Raw genomic sequence first — 19,016 nt, forward strand, 5'->3', positions numbered from 1 at the left:
TTCCTAATTAAGTTCTGCCAAGGTGGGGATGGCGTCAATTGCCCCGGGGCGCGAGACCGCGATGGCGGCGGCCTGAGAAGCACGGTGTAGACTGTCTTGGTCTGACATGCCGGCAACGAGACCGGCTAAAAAATAGCCAACGAAGGTGTCGCCAGCCCCTGTGGTATCAACGACCTTCGTTGCCATGGCCGGGCATTCATAGACTTGTTGTTTGTGTATCAATATCGAGCCAGCCCCACCGAGCGTCAACACAACACGAGTGTGTTTAAAGCGCGATTGCAATTGGCTGACTAATTTGTTGATTTGTTCGGTGCCCGCTAATGCCGCCGCTTCGCCACGGTTGACGATCAAAGTATCAAGCGATTCCAGTGGAAGGTGGTTGATGTCGCTGGTCATCGGGGCTGGGTTGAGCGCGCAGGGCACGCCCATCGCGCGTGCCAGTTCCAGGCTTTCGGCGAGTAGGTTGCACTCGTTTTGCATTAGAAGTAGTTTCGCATCCTGATTCGCTTTCAGGGCGGTGCGTAGTTCATTTACGTTCAACTGATGGTTAGCGCCAGCATGCAAGACAATGGCGTTTTCACCCTGCGCATCGACCTGGATGATGGCGTGACCGCTGGCACCTGATGTGGTCTCAATCAGAGAAGTATCAACCCCCGCTTGATTGAGTTGTTCAATGGCCCAGCCATCAGTCGATCCGACCTTGCCGATATGCTTTACCCGACCGCCAGCGGCCGCAATGGCGACTGATTGGTTTGCGCCTTTGCCGCCGAGACCGGAGGTAAAGGTCTCGCTGGCCAGTGTTTCACCTGGTTGCACGAAGTGCGGAACGCGGTATACGTAATCAATGTTGATCGAACCGATATTGATGATCAGGTCACTCACTTGATTAACCCGATCTGCTTAAGTCGTTCATTCAGGTATTCGCTGGCCGTGGTTGGTGGATAGCGTAATGGGTTCTCTGCGTTAACGCACTGCGGCAAGCATGCGAGAGACGTATCCGGGTTCGGGTGCATGAAAAACGGAATTGAGTACCGACTCGCCCGGGCTTTGTCACCTTGTGGATTCACTACGCGGTGCGTGGTGGAAGGCAGCATACCATTGGTAAGTCGCTGCAACATATCGCCAACATTGCAGATGATTGTCCCCTTGATCATGCTAATCGGAACCCAGTCACCACGACGGCTCAGTACCTCAAGGCCATCCTGCTCAGAGCCGACCAGGAGTGTCAGCAGATTAATATCTTCATGCGCTGCTGCACGCAGATTGGGAATCTCGGTATCCGTAATGGGCGGATAATGCAGGATACGTAGCAAGGCTTCACCCTGGTCAACACGCGATTCAAAATAATCATGCGGTAGGTCTAGGCTTAGAGCAAATACGCTGAGTACCCGATGAGCCAACGTATCCAGCGACGCAAATAATGACTCAAAGCTAGCGCGAAACGTCGGAATCTCACTCGGCCAAACATTGTCTGCCAAGTGTGCCGCTGCGGGGTTCTCTCGTCCTACGTGATAGAACTCTTTGAGGTCTGCATGTTGTGCATCTTTGGCTTTCTCGGTGCCAAATGGGACATAGCCTCGGGCGCGACCGGCGGCGTCAGTCTCATATTTGGATTTAATATCGACCGGTAAAGCAAAAAAGTCTGCCGCAGCATCAAACGCAGCGCGGATTTGTTCGGGTTCGATATTATGGCCTGTAATGCCGGCAAAGCCCCACTCGGTATAGGCCGCTTTGAAAGCCTGAGTAAAGGTATCAGGGTCCCGTTCAAAGTCGGTAATATCTAGGGTTGGAATCTGGTTCATATGCGTGAATCGGGTGCAATTTAACAGCCAGAGGATAACGTAGACTGGCATAAAACGGTATGCGAATTTAGCTCAATTCACCGTTTCACGTGTTGGCTTTGAGCGGTAGCTATAATCCAAAATACGGCGGACTTCGGTGCCGGTTACCAACTGTTGTTGACTGTCATCGACACCGAAGATCGCAATGGGGTCGGCCCAATCGGTATCGAGCGCCAGATCCAATAAGTCTTCTGCCGACAGCGTTTTGCGTCCCATGCGCTCCTGTAATGGCATTTCTCGGCCATCTAAGCCATCAAACGCGCGATAAACCACCTCCGTACACACTAAGTGATCGGAGCGAAAGAAATCGAAATCGAAGTTGTAGCCCTTACCGCGATGGGTGCTGGCGCGTTGCAGCGCGGCGGCGACCTGTTGTTCCGTAAAGTTCGGACGCAGCACAACGAAGGCATCGACGCTCAGCGTGTCGGATAAGGGTCTGAAGTGAACCCCATCCTTCAGTGCTTCCAGTGTGCAGTTCATCTCGCACCAATAATCTGCATTTTCTGAAGTAATCCCGATACCCATGCGGGTACGATCGGTGTCATAGCCAACGTATAAGGCTGCATGCGGCCAGAAACCAGGCAGGAACAAATTTGTCAGCGCGCGACGATGACGTGTAACCAGGATGTCGCCCGGCTTTAACAGTGCCGCTATCTCACCACGGATCTGTGGGGTAACGCGTTTGGGGCGAGGCAGACTAATTTCAGAGGCGATGCGACCGCCGTACTCCAGCACCGTGAATACCGATTTTTGTTTGGCCGACGCGCCTCGACGTCGCCACACCAAACGCCGAGATCGAAGCCAGTTCAACAGAAAGTTTGAGCGACTTAGATTTACATATCGTTCCTGTTTCTTCAGTCCAGCGAAGGTCAACTCAATCGGCGTATCCTCGACAGCTATACGGATGGCCTTATATTGTTTTCGTAGCGTGCGATGGGCACGATGAATGCGCAACGCATTGAGCGGGTCCACCAGTGATTTGTAGATCGCGTTGAACTGTTTGCGTTCAATTCGATGACTGGGGAACGCCTGATTCAATTTGCGTTGAACGATGGTGTGATGAGCGACTTTGGTTATAAGGTATCGGTCCATACGGTATACCGAACACAGCGCGGAGTAGCCGAGAACAAAGTACGGGTAACTGTGTGACAAAGAAATCTTATTGGGGCCGCCAGTGGTGTTGATAATGATGTCGACCAACGATAACAAGTTGCGTCGCACGGTGATAAAGCCTGCAAACCAGTGAGCGATCGCGTCATCTTGCGCACTGGTGAAATGCGCGTTGGTAATGATCTGCGCAAGCTCCGCTTGTTTAGGTGCCTCAAGCAGGAGGGTCTCAAGCGTCTGGTCCAGGGTCGTTATCGCTTGGTGGATGCGTAGTAATTGGTGTGAGTCGTCAGAATAGGGCATTGGCGTCCGCAGCGATTTTGGGGACTGGGCGAAGATCGTCGCGCCAATCGTTGGATCATTATAGTCGTGGTCGCGGAGACGAGCAATTCACTCCAATGGGTGAGGCATGCAGATTGGACCGCGCTTAAAATAGTCGCATTGAACAGGGAGGTTCGTATGAAAATTTCGCTTCGTCGTGTTGACGATTCTATTATTTGCACGTTGCCGAATGGGCGTGAACTGGAGTTGGTGATGATCTGTGCTATCGGTGAGGATCATCGCGTTGAACTTGACCTGCGGTATGCTGAACAGATCATTGAGCGTATACCTCAGCGTCTATTTCGGCCCGATTAAGTCTCGCCGTCTTCAGCGGAGCATGAAAGTTCGGCTCCAACCGGGTTTAGTACTTGCTGGGCATGGGTTTTATACCGTGCCAGTTCGAGTCGTGTTCAGAGTTGGAATGAATGCGGGCCTAAGGTCAGAGGTTGCCGGCAATAGTGTGTGCAGGCAAATCAGTTCACACACCAAATGTCGGCTGGCAACAGCTGTAATGGTAATTATCTGGATGTTGCGGTGAAGCAACAGCCTGTCAGATTGTCCGCGCTGGGCCTACACTAGTCTCCCGGTACGCATCAGCTCAAAATCTACATTAAAGACGGCAGCTATCAGGGCGCTGAACTGGATCCCGGGTTGTGGCAAGTGCAGGGAAGCTACCGCGTCGAATCCAACGGGTATGGCGCACTCACGCGTCTGGCATTGAAGGAACTCGACATTGCCCCGTTGGAAACCAAGGGAATCATGATAGTCAGTTCGCATACTCTATTTTACTCGAATGCCGATGAGGTTGAGCCATATCGGGAAAATACAGCGTTAGGTGTGTATGCGGCTGATTCCGTCTGTGGGGAGCCATTTAACAATGTCTTGCGCCAACGGGTTTGGAACGGCGCGCTCTTCTACAATGAGGCGGAGTTGTGTTTTCCCATAAAGACGAATCAGAGATTGGTTCCGCTTTGTCTCTGAAGTTTCGCTCGTCGCTGACTCACTCTTTGGGCGCGTAGGCTGCAAATACTTCAGCGCCAGTCATGGTCTGAGTGGCATTGCTGAAGCTGTAGTAAAAAGGCTTTTCATCAATAAAGATTTGATGATCAAACACGAGGTCGGCTTGACCGTCAAATAACCCCGCAGGCATCACGTATTTGTTGCTGTCTTTGAGGCGGTAAAAAAGATGCGTACCGCAGTTGCTGCAGAAGCCGCGTTCTGCCCAGTCGGATGATTCGTAGGTGTTGACCGGGCCTTCAAACTCGATCTGAGATCCGCATTCGAGCCCCAGAAAAGGTGCGCCGCCCCAAGTTCGGCACATCGTACAATGACAGGCACCTATGTGCTTCGACACAGTGTCGGCGGTAAAACGTACCGACTGACATAGACATTGTCCACTTGCGCTGAATCGCTCTGCCATATTCGCTCTCCTTATGAAATTGTTAACTCATCAGATACGCCTTAGTTATAGCATAGTTCCGCCGACACAGCGTTTGGTGATTATAATTGTACGCCTAAAATGATGATGAAAAACCAGCAAAAAACCAGTATTCAGCGAGAAATGGCGGCGTTGGAAGCCGGGTTATGCCGACGTGTGCCCGGTGCTCGATTAACAGTGACGCCGCTACCCGCAGTGTCAGAAATACAGCTCGCACTGCTCGGTGCCGATTATCCGCAGCACTTGTTGTCAGCAGATCAAGTCCAAGACCTTATGGAATCACCACCGTATTGGGCGTTTTGTTGGGCCAGTGGGCAGGTGCTGGCGCGCTATATTTTGGACAACCCAGTGATGGTTCGCGGGAAAATGGTGATTGATTTTGGTTGTGGGTCAGGGATCGCGGGTTTGGCCGCTCGGCGAGCGGGAGCAAGCCAAGTTTTCGGTGTGGATTTAGATGCAACCGCTCTGCGTGTGACTCAACTGAACGCGGCAATTAATGATTTGGAGATCGAATGCGAGACCGCGATTGAGCATTGTGGCGTTAATCTTGCAGAGTGTGTGCTGTTGGTCGCTGATGTGTTTTATGATCGAGACAATCTACCGCTACTGAGTCACTTTTTACAGACTTTCTGCCTAGTGGTGGTTGCCGATTCGCGTGTTACCCAGCAAGCGTTGTCGGGCGTGACGCACGTCGGGCGCTATGAAAGTCATACCGTACCAGATTTGGATGAGTCAAAATCATTTAACTCGGTTGGAATTTACTTGTCCAATATTGGGTAGCGCACCGGCTCGAGACTCAAACACGAAACTAATTTAGTGAGCTGGTTTTAGATTCTAAAAGCGTTCGATCATAGCGTGTGTTGGTACGCCATTAGAATTGCCGTTGGCTCCGCGTTTAGTGCACATGGTTTCCGGCACAATCTCGGGTGTCAATTCAACCTCGCCCTCAGTCACGTCATACAAGGTGATTCGACAACGCGAAACCTGACCAGACACGTCATAATCAGCGCGGTAGCGCCGTCCTGCTTCAGGGTTGAAACCAATCGATGCGGAACAAGACCGTTCGGTATCGCGGCGCTTTTCTTCGTAATCAACTTGAAAAATAAACGGCTCTGATGAAGGAATATCTATCGTGTCAAACACTTCGACGTCATCCACATACTTCGCGCGATACATGCGGCTGCCTCGTTTAGGCTTCGTGCACGTATCGTCTAGGTAGCGGTTCACCGTGTAATGTCGACCCAAGGTTTTCTCCGAGTCCGTTTTCCCTATGAGGGAGAATTGTGCGGTGTTTTCTTGAGCTGTAGCGATCCCTCCAAGTAGCTGAAGCATCAGCCAACTGATTGCGATAACTTTACCAATCTTCATAACAACCATCTCTCACCCTTTGCGACCACCCGTGTAAATAGTTACCAGGCAGTAATTCGTGTCCTTTATTATTGACTGACTTTGTTTGGCAGGAATTGAACGGCCTGACCCAATACCCATTTTCAGCCTACGTGATAAGTATGTGAATTACAATTGTTTACGAAACGAATACATACGATGTCGTGTAGAGTTTGTCAAATTCACATTACATAATGCGCCCTGCGCAACTCATGCTCGTAAGTTAACCAGAGGGTGTTGATTGAGTTTGGGACGACGAATAAAACACTTAAACACAGATAAAAATATACAGGAGTCGTGATCTTGACTGCATCCTTAATCCCATTTTCTCCCGCCTGCGAACGTAACAAAGATCCGATCCTGAGTGTTATTACAGATTTGTTGTCAAGCGTGGAATCGGTGCTGGAAATTGGTTCAGGCACCGCACAGCATGCTGTGTACTTTGCTGCCTCTAATCCGTCACTGCGTTGGCAGACCTCCGATCTGGCTGAGAATCTCGAGGGCATTCGAGCACAGTTAGCTAATGCTGAACTGACGAATACCCCGGCCCCTCTTGAGTTGGATGTGACGCGGCCTGAGTGGTTTGCTTCAGCCGTGCGCTACCCGCTGGTCTACACTGCGAACACCTTGCATATTATGCCATGGACTAGTGTTCAAGCACTGTTTGCACAGCTTCCCAAAGTACTGGAGCGTGATGGTTATTTTGTGTGTTACGGCCCGTTTAAATATGCCGAGTGCTTCACCAGCGATAGCAATCGCGCCTTCGATGCGCGTTTACGTTCGCGTGGTGTGGGCAGTGGGATTCGGGACTTTGAAGCGGTGGCCACATTAGCGCAATCGGCCGGAATGGTTCTGGTGGCGGACCACACTATGCCGGCCAATAACCAATGCCTGATCTTTCGGCGCCAGGCCTGAGTATGGAATTGTCGCCATTTGAAGCGCGAAAACTCGCGTTACAAGGTCAGGGCTTGCACCGCAAGGATGCGTTTGGCCGAGGTGTTGCTGCGGCGGAACGAGCAGTTCAACAGCTCGGCTACGTGCAGATCGACACCATCTCTGTGGTGGCAAGAGCGCATTTGCACACGCTGTGGAATCGTGTGAGTAATTTCTCAGAGACCACGTTGGATCAACTTCTTCAGCGGCGTAAGGTGTTTGAATATTGGTCGCATGCCGCGGCCTATTTGCCAATTGCAGATTATCGGTTTTCTTTGCCGCGTAAGCGCCAGTTCGCGTCTGGTCAGCGTCATTGGCATCCAAAAAATGACAAATTAACTGCCGAAGTGTTGCAACGAATTCAATCTGAAGGGCCGTTGCGCTCCAGCGATCTGGCGAATCAGGCCATGCCCAAGGGCACCGGATGGTGGGATTGGAAACCAACGAAAGTTGCCCTAGAGCAACTGTTCATGGAGGGCGAGTTGATGGTCTCGCAGCGTGTGGGCTTCCAAAAGGTGTATGACCTGACTGAGCGCGTTTTGCCGTCGAATGTTGCCACAGATATGCCAACGGAGGCTGACTACGCACACCATCTGATTAATCGGTTTCTTACCACCAACGGCTTGGGAACAGCCGGTGAGATCGCCTACTTACGCAGAGGTATGCGTGCACCAGTACAGGCTGTGTGTCGAGACTTATGCGAGGTCGGAGATCTGGTTGAGCTGAAACTGCCTAAACTGAGTTTTAAGGAGCCGGTCTACGCGTTGCCTAAAAGCTTGTCGCAACTTTCTAAACCGCTCAGTCGGCGCTGCGTTCGTATTTTGTCACCATTTGACAATTGCGTCATTCAACGTAGTCGGCTTAGGCAACTGTTTGATTTTGACTATCAGATCGAGTGCTATGTCCCGGCTGCTAAGCGTCGGTATGGGTATTTTGTCTTGCCGATTTTGTATGGACACCATTTCACTGGTCGGGTTGACTGCAAGGTAGACCGGCAATCTGGTTGCTTGCAGGTCTTGAGCCTGTATCTGAATGACGTCCAACATGCTGACTTCGTGGCTGCGCTGGGCGCTGAATTACAACGATTTGCTGACTTTAATGGCGCGCAGGATATCGACTTCGGTATGATTGAAGTTGGTGGTCAGGTTTTGGATTCAGTGGCTCATAAACAGTTGATTACCTGTTTACTGCCGAAATAATATTTTTTTGCGACCATAGTCGAACCTTCAGCATCTTAGTCTTATGCACGGTGGAAACTCATCAATCCAGTACCAACGTTTTCAGCAGGTGGTGGCTGACGATATTGTGCTGGATGCCAAACAGGGCGACCCTCGTGCGCATGGTCAGCTGTATAAAACGTATTCGCGCGCCATATTCACTTTAGCGTTGGGAATATGCGGTTCGACAGAGTGTGCGGAAGACGTGCTGCACAATACGTTTATACAGCTGATCAATAAATTACCGACTTACGAAGGTCGAGCGCCATTGGGGATGTGGTTGCGACAGATTGCGGTGAATGAAAGTTTGATGTATTTGCGCAAGCACAAAAAGCATAATGCCGTTATGTCGAGTGACGAAGACGGTTTTTTTGAGCAGATGCAGGATACCGGTAGTGATGGTGTTTACCCTTCATCAAGCCATGACTTTTCACAGCGACTGACAGCCCAGAGCGATATGACTCTGCTGCTGAATAAATTGCCGGCAGACATGCGTTTGATTTTATGGCTCAAAGAGGTAGAAGGTTACACGCACAATGAAATTGCAAACCTAGTCAATAAGACCCCAAGTTATTCAAAGTCAGTGGTAGCTCGGGCTTTACAGTTTTTACGTGAGCGTATTCCAAGCTCGGAATTCGGTTCCACAATAGGTGAACACTAATGCACGCAACAGTAGAACAACTCAATGACCTCCGCGATGGCATTCCCAATGCGATGGCCTCGCATGTTCAATCTTGCACTCAATGTCAGGCCGAGATGGCGTATCTGGATAAGATGGCTGGGAGAATATTTGATACCGCAGACCAGGCACCGCCGGAAGATGCTTGGCAACGGATATTGGCCGCGAGCGAACTGCCGTCGGCGCAAATTATGGCGCTGCGGTCGCACACAAAGCAAGCGACAACAAATCCCAACAGTTCGTTGACTCGTGCAATTTATACTTTAGCTGCATCTATCGCGTTTGTTGGCTTGATCAGCGTGTTTATGCTGAATCAGCAAAGCACACAGCAACAGCGCGCTAGCAATCAGATGCAAGCCAGCATAAACCAGTTGATGTTGAATTCACGCGGTTTAGAAACCGTGTTACAACAGGTAGTGGCACAAAATGATGTGCTGAGCGACGACGATCGAGCCGCTGCCGAGCGGCTCTACTGGAAGTTGACTTACGTCGATCAGGAGTTGCAAGCAACGAACTCAGCGTCGCAGCAGGATGCTGAGCGCTTGCAAATTTTGTGGTCTGATCGAGTCGAGGTGCTCAATGAGCTGAACCGACTTTTTTATCAGCGCAAAGACAATGTAGTGAACGCACGATACTGATCCGTATTAGGTAAACGAATGAAAACAATGAAACTCAAACGACCTCTGACCGCTATGATTTTGCTGGCGACCGCCATGGTTTTGCAGGTGTCCCACGCTGGCGAAAGCAAACAGCAGGAGAAGAACAAAAGCAAAGACATCAAAGCCTGGACCAAAGAAAAGCATCAGGATGAGATCAAGTATGAGATCAGCTTCTTGGCCAAGAAGTTGTTGGATATGAGTGGCGAAGAAACCATTACGGTGAATCAAGATCCGATTCGCAAACCATTTCTGGGTATCTGTTCAGAGATTACGCCGGGTGGTGTTCAGCTTACCTGTGTGACGCCCGGACACAATGCCAAAGCCGCAGGTCTTCAAACCGGTGACATGGTGGTGGAACTAAATGGCGTGAATCTGGTCTCCAGTAAGATGGATGAGATCAAAGAGGCGTACTACCACCAGCTGATGAAAATGAAAACCGGGCAGACTATGCTGTTCAAGGTCTATCGCGGACCAGAAGCGTTAGAGATTCCAGTTACCGTGGGCGAAATCAATCATCCGGGTTATGTGATGACAATCAAGCGCAAATAGTGTCTAGTTTATTAACGACGATGCCAGGGAGTCGGCAAACCGAGCTTTCTGCTCTGCGGTCAATACGTTGTAGGTAGCGTTCCTGAAGCGCATCAATGCCGGTATACGTTGCTTGTCGGCCAAGAGCTGTTGGCCAATGGTTGTTCCAATAGGCAGTGTGTCTAACGCTGCCCCCAGTAGTTCCACAGACGCTTGATTGACGGCCATCACTTGGTCGTCGGACAAACCACCGACGCCGATATTCAGTTTTAAAGCAAATAGGGTCGCACTATTACGGTACACGGGTTCTGCGCGTTGCCGCTCAAATGCCCTAAACCGCTGTTGCTGCTCGGCGTTTAGCACGGCCGTCAGTGCGTGCTCAAATCGAACGCGATTGGTTTCGAGTGCAGTCTGGTCCTGAACGCGGGCTTGCTGCGCGGTGGTGTTGTTCACCAGCGACCAGGGTTGGCTGTTTGACATGCTGGAAAGTAGTTCAACGTCACGTCGAATCTTTTGTTCCGCCAGTGTTGCGATTTGCGTCGCAGTCGTCGTGTCATCGGCAAACACAGTTAAGAGCTCATCACGCAATTTCGCGCTCACATCGCGCACCATAAACTCCAGCATCTGAGGTGAAATTTGGCCGCTTTGCGATACGAACGGGTTGCTGGCGTCCGAGGTTTCGGTGTTCGCGGCCTCCGCGTCAGGTTGGTTTTGTGGCATGGTTTTGACGCTATTTGGGAGCAACCACATTCCCGCCGCAATCACACCGATGACGAAGACGGACAGTAGAATCACTTTGATCGGAGTTTGCATTACAGGTGGACTCATTGTAGCTTGCGAAGTTGGCGACTGTAGCGCACTTTGTGACACCGTGCATACATGATTAACACTAGAGAGAACAGATGAAGACGATTGGTTTACTGGGTGGCATGAGTTGGGAAAGTACCGTGACCTACTATCAGGCCATCAATCAAGGGGTCAAATCGCAGTTGGGTGGTTTGCACTCCGCAAAGCTGGTGCTGGCGAGTCTGAACTTTGCCGAGATCGAACAGTTGCAACATCAGGGCGATTGGGCTACCACGGCGGTTATCCTCAGTGATGCGGCGCGGGCGGTTGAACGTGCCGGGGCGCAAGGCCTGCTGATCTGTACCAACACTATGCATAAGGTAGCCGATCAGGTTCAGGCTGCGATTAACATTCCTTTACTTCATATTGCCGATGCCACGGCGGGAGTACTGGTTTGCGATGGGGTTCGCCGGGTCGGCCTGTTAGGTACGGCGTTTACCATGGAGCAGGACTTTTATGTCGGGCGCTTACAGGCTGCCGGACTTGATGTGATAATCCCGCATGCTAAACAGCGTATCCTGGTACATCAGGTAATCTATGAGGAACTGTGTCAGGGGCGGATACGTGATGCATCACGCGCCGCGTATCTATCGGTTATTTCTGACTTGCAGGCACGCGGTGCCGAGGCCGTGATATTAGGTTGCACGGAAATTGGCTTGCTCGTGAATCAGGCAGATACTGCCCTGAGCTTATACGACACCACTGCCATTCATGCGCATGCGGCGGTCGATTTTATGCTCGATGGTGGCTCAGACGCAGAATAGAACAACGAGATAAATGATGATTTACGACCTTGTTTCACAAATTAATGGCGTGCTTTGGGGCGCCATTCTTGTCTATGCACTGATTGCAGTTGGCGTTTGGTTTACCGTGCGCTTGGGGTTTTTGCAGCTACGCCATTTTGGGCACATGTTCAGCTTACTCAAGAACAGCCGTTCAGCAAACCAGGCGGGTATTAGCTCATTTCAGGCGTTGTGTATGAGTTTATCCGCGCGTGTTGGCACTGGAAATTTAGCCGGTGTTGCCATCGCGATATCGCTGGGTGGGCCAGGCGCGATATTTTGGATGTGGATGATTGCCTTGCTGGGTATGGCCACTGGGTTTGCGGAAAGCCTATTAGCGCAAGTGTATAAAGTGCGAGACGCTAATAACGAATTTCGTGGTGGTCCAGCGTACTACATCAAACAGGGGTTGAATAATCCTTGGCTTGCGGGACTGTTCTCGTGTTTCGTGTTGTTCGGGTATGGCTTTGTGTTTAGCGCCACTCAGGCCAATACGATCGCCGATGCCTTGAATCACAGTTATGCGATCCCAGTCGTCTACACCGCCTTGGCGTTGACCGTTTTAGCTGCTGTGATCGTGGTCGGCGGTCTGCGATCAATCGCTCGGTTTTCCGAACTGGTCGTGCCGGTGATGGGCGCTATTTTTGTGTTAATGGCACTGGGAATCTGTATCGCAAATTGGTCGGCGATCCCTGACTTATTCTGGCAGATTGTCAGTTCTGCCTTTGGTTGGCAGGAAGCGGGCGCCGGAACGTTTGCAGCCGCGCTAAAAAATGGTATCCAGCGTGGTTTGTATTCGAACGAAGCAGGTGCTGGGAGTGTGCCGCAGGCGGCTGCGGCGGCCGCGCCTACACCTAACCATCCCGCGTCTCAGGGCTACGTCCAAATGTTAGGCGTGTTTTTCGATACGCTTGTTATCTGTACCTGCACCGCGTTTGTGATTCTGCTTGCCAACGGATCTTTGAGTGGTGAAATGGAAGGTATTCGCATGACTCAACGTGCTATGACCACGCATATTGGCCCTCTTGGTGGCCATTTCGTGGCGCTGGCTATTTGCCTATTCGGCTTTACCTCAATCGTTGGGAACTACGCTTACGCTGAGAGTAATCTGCACTTCTTTAAGCTCGATACACAATGGGGGCGCCACGGCTTTACAATGGTTTTTTTGGCAATGATGTTCATCGGCTGCAATGTGCAGTTGCGCCAGGTTTGGGCTACGGCAGACATGGCTTTCGGCTTGATGGCAGTGATCAATGTGGTGGCGCTGGTGCTGCTTACGCGAACCGTGTTGTCGGTCACACGGGATTATCAACGCCAGCGTCTGGCCGGTGGCAAGCCCGAGTTCCAAGCAGCAAAATGCCCGGTTCAAGGTCGAACTGAAACGGACATTTGGTAATCAGGCTGCGGCGCGACCAGGATGGATCGGTTTCAGCTGTAACGGCAATAAGTCGATCGGTTTGCCAATTGGCGCGGGTTGATATGGCATTTCGTAGCCGGGTTTGACGCTGATTTCGTAATGGCGTAGCAGATGAAACAAGACGAGCTTGACCTGAAAGTCTGCAAATCGCAGCCCCAGGCATTTGTGCGCGCCGCCGCCAAACGGTATCCAAGCGTGTTTGTGTATCCGGTCTTCGGCACGTTCCGAATTAAAACGTTCCGGGTCAAATTGTTCCGGATTACTCCAGATCTCTGGTGTACGATGCGTCCAATAGGGGCTTACAAAGACTTGGTCGCCCCGTAAAATCTGGAATCCTTCAAACTCGCAGTCCTGCAGTGCTTGACGCGGAATGACGGGTAAAGGCGGATACAAACGCAAGGCCTCTTTGAATACCAGTTCAGCGGATTCAAACTCGGGCATTTGATCGTAATCGAGTTGGGCGCTGCCGAACGCCTGGGCTTCATTGCGAATGCGCTGTTGCCATTCCGGATTTTTCGCCAGCGCGAAGCACACGCTGGATAAAGCACTCGTGGTGGTGTCGTGTGCCGCCATCATAAGGAAGATGATGTGGTCGATGGTATCCTGGTGACTGAAACCATTGCCATCGTCGTCCTGGGCACGACAAATCTCGGCAAACATATCGGTGTCTTTCGACTGTTGTTTGGCGGCGATGCGTGATCCAAAGTAATCCACTAGGTACGCCCGGCCTTCAAGGCCGCGTTGGTATTTGTTACCCAGCACAGGGTATCGAACCACCACCATGGAGGCTTCGACCAAATCAACAAAGGCACGGTTCACGCGCTGTGACTCACGGTTTAGCGATTGCCCAACAAAAATGTTTGCGGCCAGATCCAGGGTCAACTCTTTGATGGCGCGATAAAACCGAAAGTCACGTTGTAAACCCCAACCAGTTACGGTACTGGCGATCGAGGGGTTCATGTCCTCGACATAACCTTTCAAGGCGCTGGCTTTGAAAGGGGCCCCCATCAAACGTCGGTGCTGACGATGCTCGTCACCGTCGCGTAGCATTAAACCGTTTGGGAATAGGTGCCGCAACGACTTATTCCATGCGCGCCGGCTGGAAAAATTTTTGTCTCGATCTAATAATACAAATTCGTTGCCCGCCGGTGTCATCAAATGTACGGCCCGAGTAGACAAATACCGGTTAAAATACACGGGGCCGTATTTTCCATGCATTTCCTGAAACAAGGCATTGCAATTGCGAATAAACTGTAGCGTATGGCCGACGACCGGTAGGCCGTTTTCACCAGGTATGGCGCGCAGTGGAGCCGTCATGGGGAAGCACCGATTGGTTGATGGTGGACATAATGTATACCATTTTCGTGGAGATTAGATGAGGTCGCGATCAAAAAAATCGACTAAGAATCGATTGTCGCACTGTTGTCAATTAAAATTAGTGAGCGGTACGTATTAAATGCACAATACCCAGGACCCTAGGCGCTATATCACGCCCTACGACTTTAAGGTATCTGAAAAATTACTTGGCAAAGCACTGGCCAGTCCAAGCAAGCGCTTGATCGGCATATTGCTGGATCTTATTGTGGTGGGCTTAATCGCCTCCTTAAATGGTGCAATATTGATTGGCGTCACCGGCGTATTATCTTTGGCTGCTGGCTTGCAACTCGTGCGTCGAGGTAATCGTATGGTCGCAGGTGTGCTGCTTTGCACTCTCGCCCTTTTGTGTCTAATTATTGTGGTTGCCGTCACGGCGGTCACCGAAGATTCAATCGTTGAAATGGCTGGTCTAGACGCCGTCGTAGAAGTACGTGACGATGTGGAGGGAGCGACCCGAGAAGAAATTAAAGCGGCCGATGCCCTAGTCGATGCGCAGGCTGAGTTGGCAATCGCCAACGAGCAAAACGGTGGAGTAGGGCAGAACTGGGACCTCGATAGCGATGAGACAAAACCGAAATCCAGTGACGTACTGACACCCAGTGTGATCGATTGGTTACGTGGTATGTTCGCGGATTTAGGCATCAGTTTTGGTTGGGCTGCGGTCTATTTCACCGTCTGTGTGGCGTGGCTTAACGGGCAGACTGTTGGTAAACGGATTGTCGGTACACGAATAATTCGTATTGATGGTCGTGACCTTTCGTTATGGGACAGCTTCGGCCGGTATGGTGGCTATGGCGCTGGGTTGGCAACCGGCTTACTTGGGTATATGCAAGTGTACTGGGATGTAAATCGCCAGGCGATCCAGGACAAGATTTCCGAGACAGTAGTAATCGACACGCGAAAACCAACGCTTCAGGAGCGGGCGTCTCCGCTCGAGATACCCCAAGCTTCTTAGACGAATTTAGATTGGGGGGAAGGCAACGAGTATGACAAAGAAAATAAGTCTAAAGACAGCCAAAAACGAAGCCAGTGTCGCGGACTTCATCGCCAGCCTACACCCAGAGTCAGTTCGCCAAGCGGCGCAAACGCTGGATGCCCTATTTCGTGGAGCAACGGGTGCGAAACCCAAAATGTGGGGCGGAAGTATTATCGGTTACGGCGAATACACGTATTACCGCGCGAATGGCGATGAGGGACAGTTTATGGCGTCCGGATTTGCGATGCGCAAAAGTGGCCCGGTACTTTACATTATGCCGGGCTATCAGAATTATGCTGATCTGATGAGCAAGCTGGGACCCCATAAACTAGGTAAGTCGTGTTTGTATCTCAAGCACCTGAACGACATTGACCTGGATGTCGTGGCCATTTTAGTTAAACGCGGTCTTGCCGACTTAGCCAATTCGCACGAAGTTCGACTCTAGTTTAGTGTGATGGATTAAGCCGCGTAAGACACGCACACACCGAGTTCGTGAAAATCTTCGACCACGCGTTCAGAGACTAGGCAAACTGTTCCAAGGTCACGCAGTTCTTCCGCGAGTGACAGGAGTTCGCGCAGCAGACCATGCTCATGTGTCTGTCGCAGAATAATTTCCAGCTTGGTCAGCAGCTCAGGATCTCGTAATGCCACGCTGCGGCCAGTGATTTGCCAGGTTTGATAGGCTATGCGAGATAAAACCTTGGCTTGAATAGGGGTTAGTTGCGTGATATCGATTTGTTCTGCATACATAATTGTGCTCCTTTTTAATTGTTCGTCCATCTACCAGCACACCGCTGGTACCCTGTAGGATCGGTATATGCTGTATCCTACCCTGATTGCAGTCACAGTAAATCACCCAGTTGGGTGATTTAGTGATATTAACCGCATTAGAAAAGCCGTCGCTGGCGCGCAGGAGACTATGTCTGTCGTTGTAACCCGAGTGGGCCAGATCACCAGAACCGTGTCTGACCTAGAAACATCCATTAAGTGGTACCAGAAATATCTTGGCCTGCGATGTCAGTTCCAGTTCGAGGGTATGGCATTTCTGATCTGTGATGGGATACGTATCATGCTGTCGCGGGCAGACGTCGTACAGCCAGAATCGATTCTGTACTTTGAGATTCGTGACCTGAAATCTGCCATAAAGGCACTTGAGTTAAAGGGTGTCACGATCTTACAAATGCCTCATAAGATTCATCAGCATGGTGACGGAACGCAAGAATGGATGGCGTTTATTAATGACCCAGACCAGAGACCTATCGGGCTAATTGAGAAGCTACATCCACCAGCGGACGACCCAGAATGACCTACTTAAAACTCGCCTTGCTGTGCCTATTGCTGCTAATACTGGCGACCGCGGTTTGGTTATACGACCCTTTGCCGGCAAACCCCAGCGCTGAGGTATTGCGTACCAAAGCCTCTGAATACGACGTCGAAATTATTCGAGATGAATGGGGTGTGCCTGCAATATTTGGCATCACGGATGCCGACGTGAGCTTCGGGCTGGCGTATGCCCATGCGGAGGACGACTTCCAGACCATGCAGGAAACCATCGCGGCAACCCGCGGTGTGTTAGCGCGTTACCGAGGTTTTGACGCTGCGGCGACAGATTACGTGGTGTCGTTTATGCAAATCTGGCCGACAATTGAACAACGCTATGCAACCGATGTGCCGGACGATGTGAAGGCCTTGGCAACCGCGTACGCTGACGGTCTGAACCTCTATGCCGCGCAACACCCGGATCAAACTTGGCGCGGTTTAGCCCCTTTCACTGCGCAAGATGTCGTGGCGGGCTTTATGTTCAAGACCCCTTTTTTTTATGGTTTAGATAAGTCCTTGAAATCCCTGTTCGACCCTGAGCGCAGCCTTGAGATAGCCTTGTCACCCAATTCTGAAGCACACTCATGGTCGTTGACCGAAGCTCGTGGTGTCGAACTGGGTTCGAATGCTATCGCGGTGGCGCCAAAGCGCAGTACTGACGGAGCCACGCGTTTATTGATCAATTCGCATCAGCCTATGACGGGTCCAGTTGCCTGGTATGAGACACATCTGCAATCGCAGGCCGGCTGGGTTATGTCGGGCGGTGTGTTTCCAGGTACGCCAGTCATTTTGCATGGATATGGCCCGAGCCTTGCTTGGGCGAATACGGTTAACCATATTGATTTGGTTGATAGTTATGTCCTGACGCGCAATCCACAAGACCCGCTACAATATGAGTTGGATGGAAACTGGCACGACTTCGACGTGCAGTCAGTGACCATTGATGTCCACCTTTGGGGACCATTTCGGTTTCCGGCACAGCGTCGTTTGTTGCGTAGTGAGCATGGCTCGGTGATTGAGGGCGACCACAATACCATTGCTGTCCGCTATGCTGGTATGGGGGAGATCCGCCAGCTCGAGCAGTACTATCGACTTAATCGCAGCCGGAATCTAACGGAATTTATGGCCGCCATGGCGTTAAATGCCTTGCCCAGTATTAACTATGTGTACGCAGACCGAGACGGCAATATTGGTTTTATTCATAATGCGCAGTATCCAGAGCGATTGCCTGGTTGGGATTGGCGCAAAGACCTACCCGGAAACCGGCGCGACCTCATCTGGCAGCGCTATCGTGATTTTGATCAGGTGCCAACCCTGATTAACCCAGAGTCGGGTTTGATATTCAATGCCAACAATACGCCGTTTAGCGCCACCGACGGCAGCGATAATTTGCAGTCCAATGACTTTCCGCCGTCGATGGGTTTGGCGATAAACCAAACCAATCGCGCGTTGCGATTGCTTCAGCTCAATGATGGTCATACGCGCTTAAGTCGCGACCAGCTGTTAGCCCAGAAGTTTGATACCCGATATGCTCGAGATTCGGATCACGCTCGGATCATTCAGGCGTTATTGCAACTCGATCTCAGTGCCGAGCCGACCCTCCAAGCGGCGCAAACCTATCTACGCGACTGGGATTACAACACCGATCGAAATAATTTGCATGCCGCACTGGCCGTGATGGTAATGCGCGAAATTACGCAAAGCGAGACCCCACAGGATCGCTCTGAGGGTCCATTACGCCAAGCACTGGCGCAGGCCGTTGACTATCTCAATTGTCACTACGGTGGTTACCGGGTACGCTGGGGCGAGGTGAATCGTCTGGTGCGAGGCAAGGTCGATGTGCCGGTGGATGGTGGCCCGGACGTGCTGCGCGCAATTTATGCGCTGGATTTCGAGCCAGACCAGAAGCCCTGGGCGTCGCATGGTGATACCTGGATTGCGTTGGTGGAATGGGATGCCAGTGGGCAACAAACAGCACGGGTAATCCATCAGTTTGGCAGTGCCACCACTGACCAAAACTCGCCGCATTATGCGGATCAAGCACCATTGTTTGCTGAGCGACAGTGGCGCAGGCCGGTGCTGAACAAGGCGGCACTTGAGTCACGCGCAACTCGGCGTTACCGACCACAGACAGGTCGCTAACGCAATCGCCCAGTCTGGGGCGCAATAGGGTTAAGTTGCCTGGCGGT

General features: G+C 51.4%; 22 protein-coding genes. 14 read left to right on the top strand and 8 right to left on the bottom strand.

What is annotated here, in order from left to right:
- Positions 1-3 precede the first annotated feature (3 nt).
- The 3 genes from IE055_RS00775 to IE055_RS00785 form a co-directional block, all read right to left on the bottom strand.
- Entirely contained in the window at positions 4-882 is an 879-nt protein-coding gene (locus tag IE055_RS00775) for a ribokinase (protein ID WP_229794058.1), read from the bottom strand.
- Positions 879-1,802, bottom strand: coding sequence for an isopenicillin N synthase family dioxygenase (locus IE055_RS00780; RefSeq protein ID WP_189398102.1), 924 nt, complete (start codon positions 1,800-1,802; stop codon positions 879-881). The genes IE055_RS00775 and IE055_RS00780 overlap by 4 nt, the downstream gene beginning before the upstream one ends.
- A 72-nt stretch (positions 1,803-1,874) precedes the next feature.
- The gene (locus IE055_RS00785) at positions 1,875-3,251 is read right to left on the bottom strand and encodes a YiiX/YebB-like N1pC/P60 family cysteine hydrolase (protein ID WP_189398103.1); all 1,377 of its coding nucleotides are present in this window, start codon (positions 3,249-3,251) and stop codon (positions 1,875-1,877) included.
- A gap of 156 nt (positions 3,252-3,407) precedes the next feature.
- Here IE055_RS00785 and IE055_RS00790 point away from each other — a divergent pair, with 156 nt between their 5' ends.
- Both IE055_RS00790 and IE055_RS00795 read left to right on the top strand, forming a co-directional pair.
- On the top strand, positions 3,408-3,584 hold the full coding sequence (locus IE055_RS00790) for a hypothetical protein (protein WP_189398104.1): 177 nt from the start codon (positions 3,408-3,410) through the stop codon (positions 3,582-3,584).
- A gap of 345 nt (positions 3,585-3,929) precedes the next feature.
- Positions 3,930-4,250, top strand: coding sequence for a hypothetical protein (locus IE055_RS00795; RefSeq protein ID WP_189398105.1), 321 nt, complete (start codon positions 3,930-3,932; stop codon positions 4,248-4,250).
- A 19-nt stretch (positions 4,251-4,269) separates the two neighbouring features.
- On the opposite strand, the gene IE055_RS00800 is transcribed toward IE055_RS00795, so the two are convergent.
- Positions 4,270-4,689 (bottom strand): GFA family protein, encoded by a 420-nt coding sequence (locus tag IE055_RS00800; RefSeq protein ID WP_189398106.1) that lies wholly within the window; start codon positions 4,687-4,689, stop codon positions 4,270-4,272.
- 105 nt (positions 4,690-4,794) lie between these two features.
- Here IE055_RS00800 and IE055_RS00805 point away from each other — a divergent pair, with 105 nt between their 5' ends.
- Positions 4,795-5,487 carry a class I SAM-dependent methyltransferase gene (locus tag IE055_RS00805; protein ID WP_189398107.1) on the top strand — a complete coding sequence of 231 codons (693 nt, stop codon included), beginning with the start codon at positions 4,795-4,797 and terminating at the stop codon, positions 5,485-5,487.
- Positions 5,488-5,541: 54 nt separating this feature from the next.
- Here IE055_RS00805 and IE055_RS00810 read toward each other — a convergent pair whose 3' ends face one another.
- Complete coding sequence (locus tag IE055_RS00810; RefSeq protein ID WP_189398108.1) at positions 5,542-6,075, bottom strand: hypothetical protein; 534 nt, start codon at positions 6,073-6,075, stop codon at positions 5,542-5,544.
- A 321-nt stretch (positions 6,076-6,396) separates the two neighbouring features.
- Here IE055_RS00810 and IE055_RS00815 point away from each other — a divergent pair, with 321 nt between their 5' ends.
- Genes IE055_RS00815 through IE055_RS00835 form a run of 5 tightly spaced genes read left to right on the top strand, consistent with a single transcriptional unit; the run spans position 6,397 to position 10,130 of the window.
- Positions 6,397-7,008, top strand: coding sequence for a DUF938 domain-containing protein (locus IE055_RS00815; protein ID WP_189398109.1), 612 nt, complete (start codon positions 6,397-6,399; stop codon positions 7,006-7,008).
- Positions 6,981-8,225 (top strand): winged helix-turn-helix domain-containing protein, encoded by a 1,245-nt coding sequence (locus tag IE055_RS00820; RefSeq protein WP_229794059.1) that lies wholly within the window; start codon positions 6,981-6,983, stop codon positions 8,223-8,225. The genes IE055_RS00815 and IE055_RS00820 overlap by 28 nt, the downstream gene beginning before the upstream one ends.
- Positions 8,226-8,268: 43 nt before the next feature.
- Positions 8,269-8,904, top strand: coding sequence for an RNA polymerase sigma factor (locus IE055_RS00825; RefSeq protein ID WP_189398110.1), 636 nt, complete (start codon positions 8,269-8,271; stop codon positions 8,902-8,904).
- Positions 8,904-9,560 (top strand): hypothetical protein, encoded by a 657-nt coding sequence (locus IE055_RS00830; RefSeq protein ID WP_189398111.1) that lies wholly within the window; start codon positions 8,904-8,906, stop codon positions 9,558-9,560. The genes IE055_RS00825 and IE055_RS00830 overlap by 1 nt, the downstream gene beginning before the upstream one ends.
- 18 nt (positions 9,561-9,578) lie before the next feature.
- Positions 9,579-10,130 (top strand): PDZ domain-containing protein, encoded by a 552-nt coding sequence (locus IE055_RS00835; RefSeq protein WP_189398112.1) that lies wholly within the window; start codon positions 9,579-9,581, stop codon positions 10,128-10,130.
- A 3-nt stretch (positions 10,131-10,133) separates the two neighbouring features.
- Here the strand turns inward: IE055_RS00835 and IE055_RS00840 are convergent, their stop codons facing one another.
- On the bottom strand, positions 10,134-10,937 hold the full coding sequence (locus IE055_RS00840; protein WP_189398113.1) for a hypothetical protein: 804 nt from the start codon (positions 10,935-10,937) through the stop codon (positions 10,134-10,136).
- A 74-nt stretch (positions 10,938-11,011) separates the two neighbouring features.
- Between IE055_RS00840 and IE055_RS00845 the strand changes: the two genes are divergently transcribed.
- Both IE055_RS00845 and IE055_RS00850 read left to right on the top strand, forming a co-directional pair.
- Positions 11,012-11,719 carry an aspartate/glutamate racemase family protein gene (locus IE055_RS00845; RefSeq protein ID WP_189398114.1) on the top strand — a complete coding sequence of 236 codons (708 nt, stop codon included), beginning with the start codon at positions 11,012-11,014 and terminating at the stop codon, positions 11,717-11,719.
- A 16-nt stretch (positions 11,720-11,735) separates the two neighbouring features.
- Complete coding sequence (locus tag IE055_RS00850; protein ID WP_189398115.1) at positions 11,736-13,133, top strand: alanine/glycine:cation symporter family protein; 1,398 nt, start codon at positions 11,736-11,738, stop codon at positions 13,131-13,133.
- Here the strand turns inward: IE055_RS00850 and IE055_RS00855 are convergent, their stop codons facing one another.
- Positions 13,134-14,471 carry a cytochrome P450 gene (locus IE055_RS00855; protein ID WP_189398116.1) on the bottom strand — a complete coding sequence of 446 codons (1,338 nt, stop codon included), beginning with the start codon at positions 14,469-14,471 and terminating at the stop codon, positions 13,134-13,136.
- Between the two features lie 139 nt (positions 14,472-14,610).
- Between IE055_RS00855 and IE055_RS00860 the strand changes: the two genes are divergently transcribed.
- On the top strand, positions 14,611-15,486 hold the full coding sequence (locus tag IE055_RS00860) for an RDD family protein (protein WP_189398117.1): 876 nt from the start codon (positions 14,611-14,613) through the stop codon (positions 15,484-15,486).
- A 31-nt stretch (positions 15,487-15,517) separates the two neighbouring features.
- On the top strand, positions 15,518-15,952 hold the full coding sequence (locus tag IE055_RS00865; RefSeq protein WP_189398118.1) for a DUF1801 domain-containing protein: 435 nt from the start codon (positions 15,518-15,520) through the stop codon (positions 15,950-15,952).
- A 14-nt stretch (positions 15,953-15,966) separates the two neighbouring features.
- On the opposite strand, the gene IE055_RS00870 is transcribed toward IE055_RS00865, so the two are convergent.
- The gene (locus IE055_RS00870) at positions 15,967-16,257 is read right to left on the bottom strand and encodes a hypothetical protein (RefSeq protein WP_189398119.1); all 291 of its coding nucleotides are present in this window, start codon (positions 16,255-16,257) and stop codon (positions 15,967-15,969) included.
- Positions 16,258-16,426: 169 nt separating this feature from the next.
- On the opposite strand from IE055_RS00870, the gene IE055_RS00875 reads away from it, so the two are divergent.
- Together IE055_RS00875 and IE055_RS00880 are read left to right on the top strand one after the other, a co-directional pair.
- Positions 16,427-16,813: a VOC family protein gene (locus IE055_RS00875; protein WP_189398120.1), complete on the top strand. Its 387-nt coding sequence runs from the start codon at positions 16,427-16,429 to the stop codon at positions 16,811-16,813.
- Positions 16,810-18,969, top strand: a complete 2,160-nt coding sequence (locus IE055_RS00880) for a penicillin acylase family protein (RefSeq protein ID WP_189398121.1) — start codon at positions 16,810-16,812, stop codon at positions 18,967-18,969. Before IE055_RS00875 ends, IE055_RS00880 begins: the two co-directional genes overlap by 4 nt.
- The last annotated feature ends 47 nt before the right edge of the window (positions 18,970-19,016 follow it).

Source organism: Arenicella chitinivorans, assembly GCF_014651515.1.
Lineage (GTDB): Bacteria > Pseudomonadota > Gammaproteobacteria > Arenicellales > Arenicellaceae > Arenicella > Arenicella chitinivorans.

Bases quoted from the DNA above. Each gene is read 5' to 3' on its own strand.
- IE055_RS00805 (WP_189398107.1), top strand. From the start codon at position 4,795: ATGAAAAACCAGCAAAAAACCAGTATTCAGCGAGAAATGGCGGCGTTG.
- IE055_RS00850 (WP_189398115.1), top strand. From the start codon at position 11,736: ATGATTTACGACCTTGTTTCACAAATTAATGGCGTGCTTTGGGGCGCC.
- IE055_RS00780 (WP_189398102.1), bottom strand. From the start codon at position 1,802: ATGAACCAGATTCCAACCCTAGATATTACCGACTTTGAACGGGACCCT.
- IE055_RS00845 (WP_189398114.1), top strand. From the start codon at position 11,012: ATGAAGACGATTGGTTTACTGGGTGGCATGAGTTGGGAAAGTACCGTG.
- IE055_RS00810 (WP_189398108.1), bottom strand. From the start codon at position 6,075: ATGAAGATTGGTAAAGTTATCGCAATCAGTTGGCTGATGCTTCAGCTA.
- IE055_RS00820 (WP_229794059.1), top strand. From the start codon at position 6,981: ATGCCTGATCTTTCGGCGCCAGGCCTGAGTATGGAATTGTCGCCATTT.
- IE055_RS00830 (WP_189398111.1), top strand. From the start codon at position 8,904: ATGCACGCAACAGTAGAACAACTCAATGACCTCCGCGATGGCATTCCC.
- IE055_RS00860 (WP_189398117.1), top strand. From the start codon at position 14,611: ATGCACAATACCCAGGACCCTAGGCGCTATATCACGCCCTACGACTTT.
- IE055_RS00875 (WP_189398120.1), top strand. From the start codon at position 16,427: ATGTCTGTCGTTGTAACCCGAGTGGGCCAGATCACCAGAACCGTGTCT.
- IE055_RS00825 (WP_189398110.1), top strand. From the start codon at position 8,269: ATGCACGGTGGAAACTCATCAATCCAGTACCAACGTTTTCAGCAGGTG.
- IE055_RS00790 (WP_189398104.1), top strand. From the start codon at position 3,408: ATGAAAATTTCGCTTCGTCGTGTTGACGATTCTATTATTTGCACGTTG.
- IE055_RS00840 (WP_189398113.1), bottom strand. From the start codon at position 10,937: ATGAGTCCACCTGTAATGCAAACTCCGATCAAAGTGATTCTACTGTCC.
- IE055_RS00785 (WP_189398103.1), bottom strand. From the start codon at position 3,251: ATGCCCTATTCTGACGACTCACACCAATTACTACGCATCCACCAAGCG.
- IE055_RS00865 (WP_189398118.1), top strand. From the start codon at position 15,518: ATGACAAAGAAAATAAGTCTAAAGACAGCCAAAAACGAAGCCAGTGTC.
- IE055_RS00880 (WP_189398121.1), top strand. From the start codon at position 16,810: ATGACCTACTTAAAACTCGCCTTGCTGTGCCTATTGCTGCTAATACTG.
- IE055_RS00835 (WP_189398112.1), top strand. From the start codon at position 9,579: ATGAAAACAATGAAACTCAAACGACCTCTGACCGCTATGATTTTGCTG.
- IE055_RS00800 (WP_189398106.1), bottom strand. From the start codon at position 4,689: ATGGCAGAGCGATTCAGCGCAAGTGGACAATGTCTATGTCAGTCGGTA.
- IE055_RS00855 (WP_189398116.1), bottom strand. From the start codon at position 14,471: ATGACGGCTCCACTGCGCGCCATACCTGGTGAAAACGGCCTACCGGTC.
- IE055_RS00870 (WP_189398119.1), bottom strand. From the start codon at position 16,257: ATGTATGCAGAACAAATCGATATCACGCAACTAACCCCTATTCAAGCC.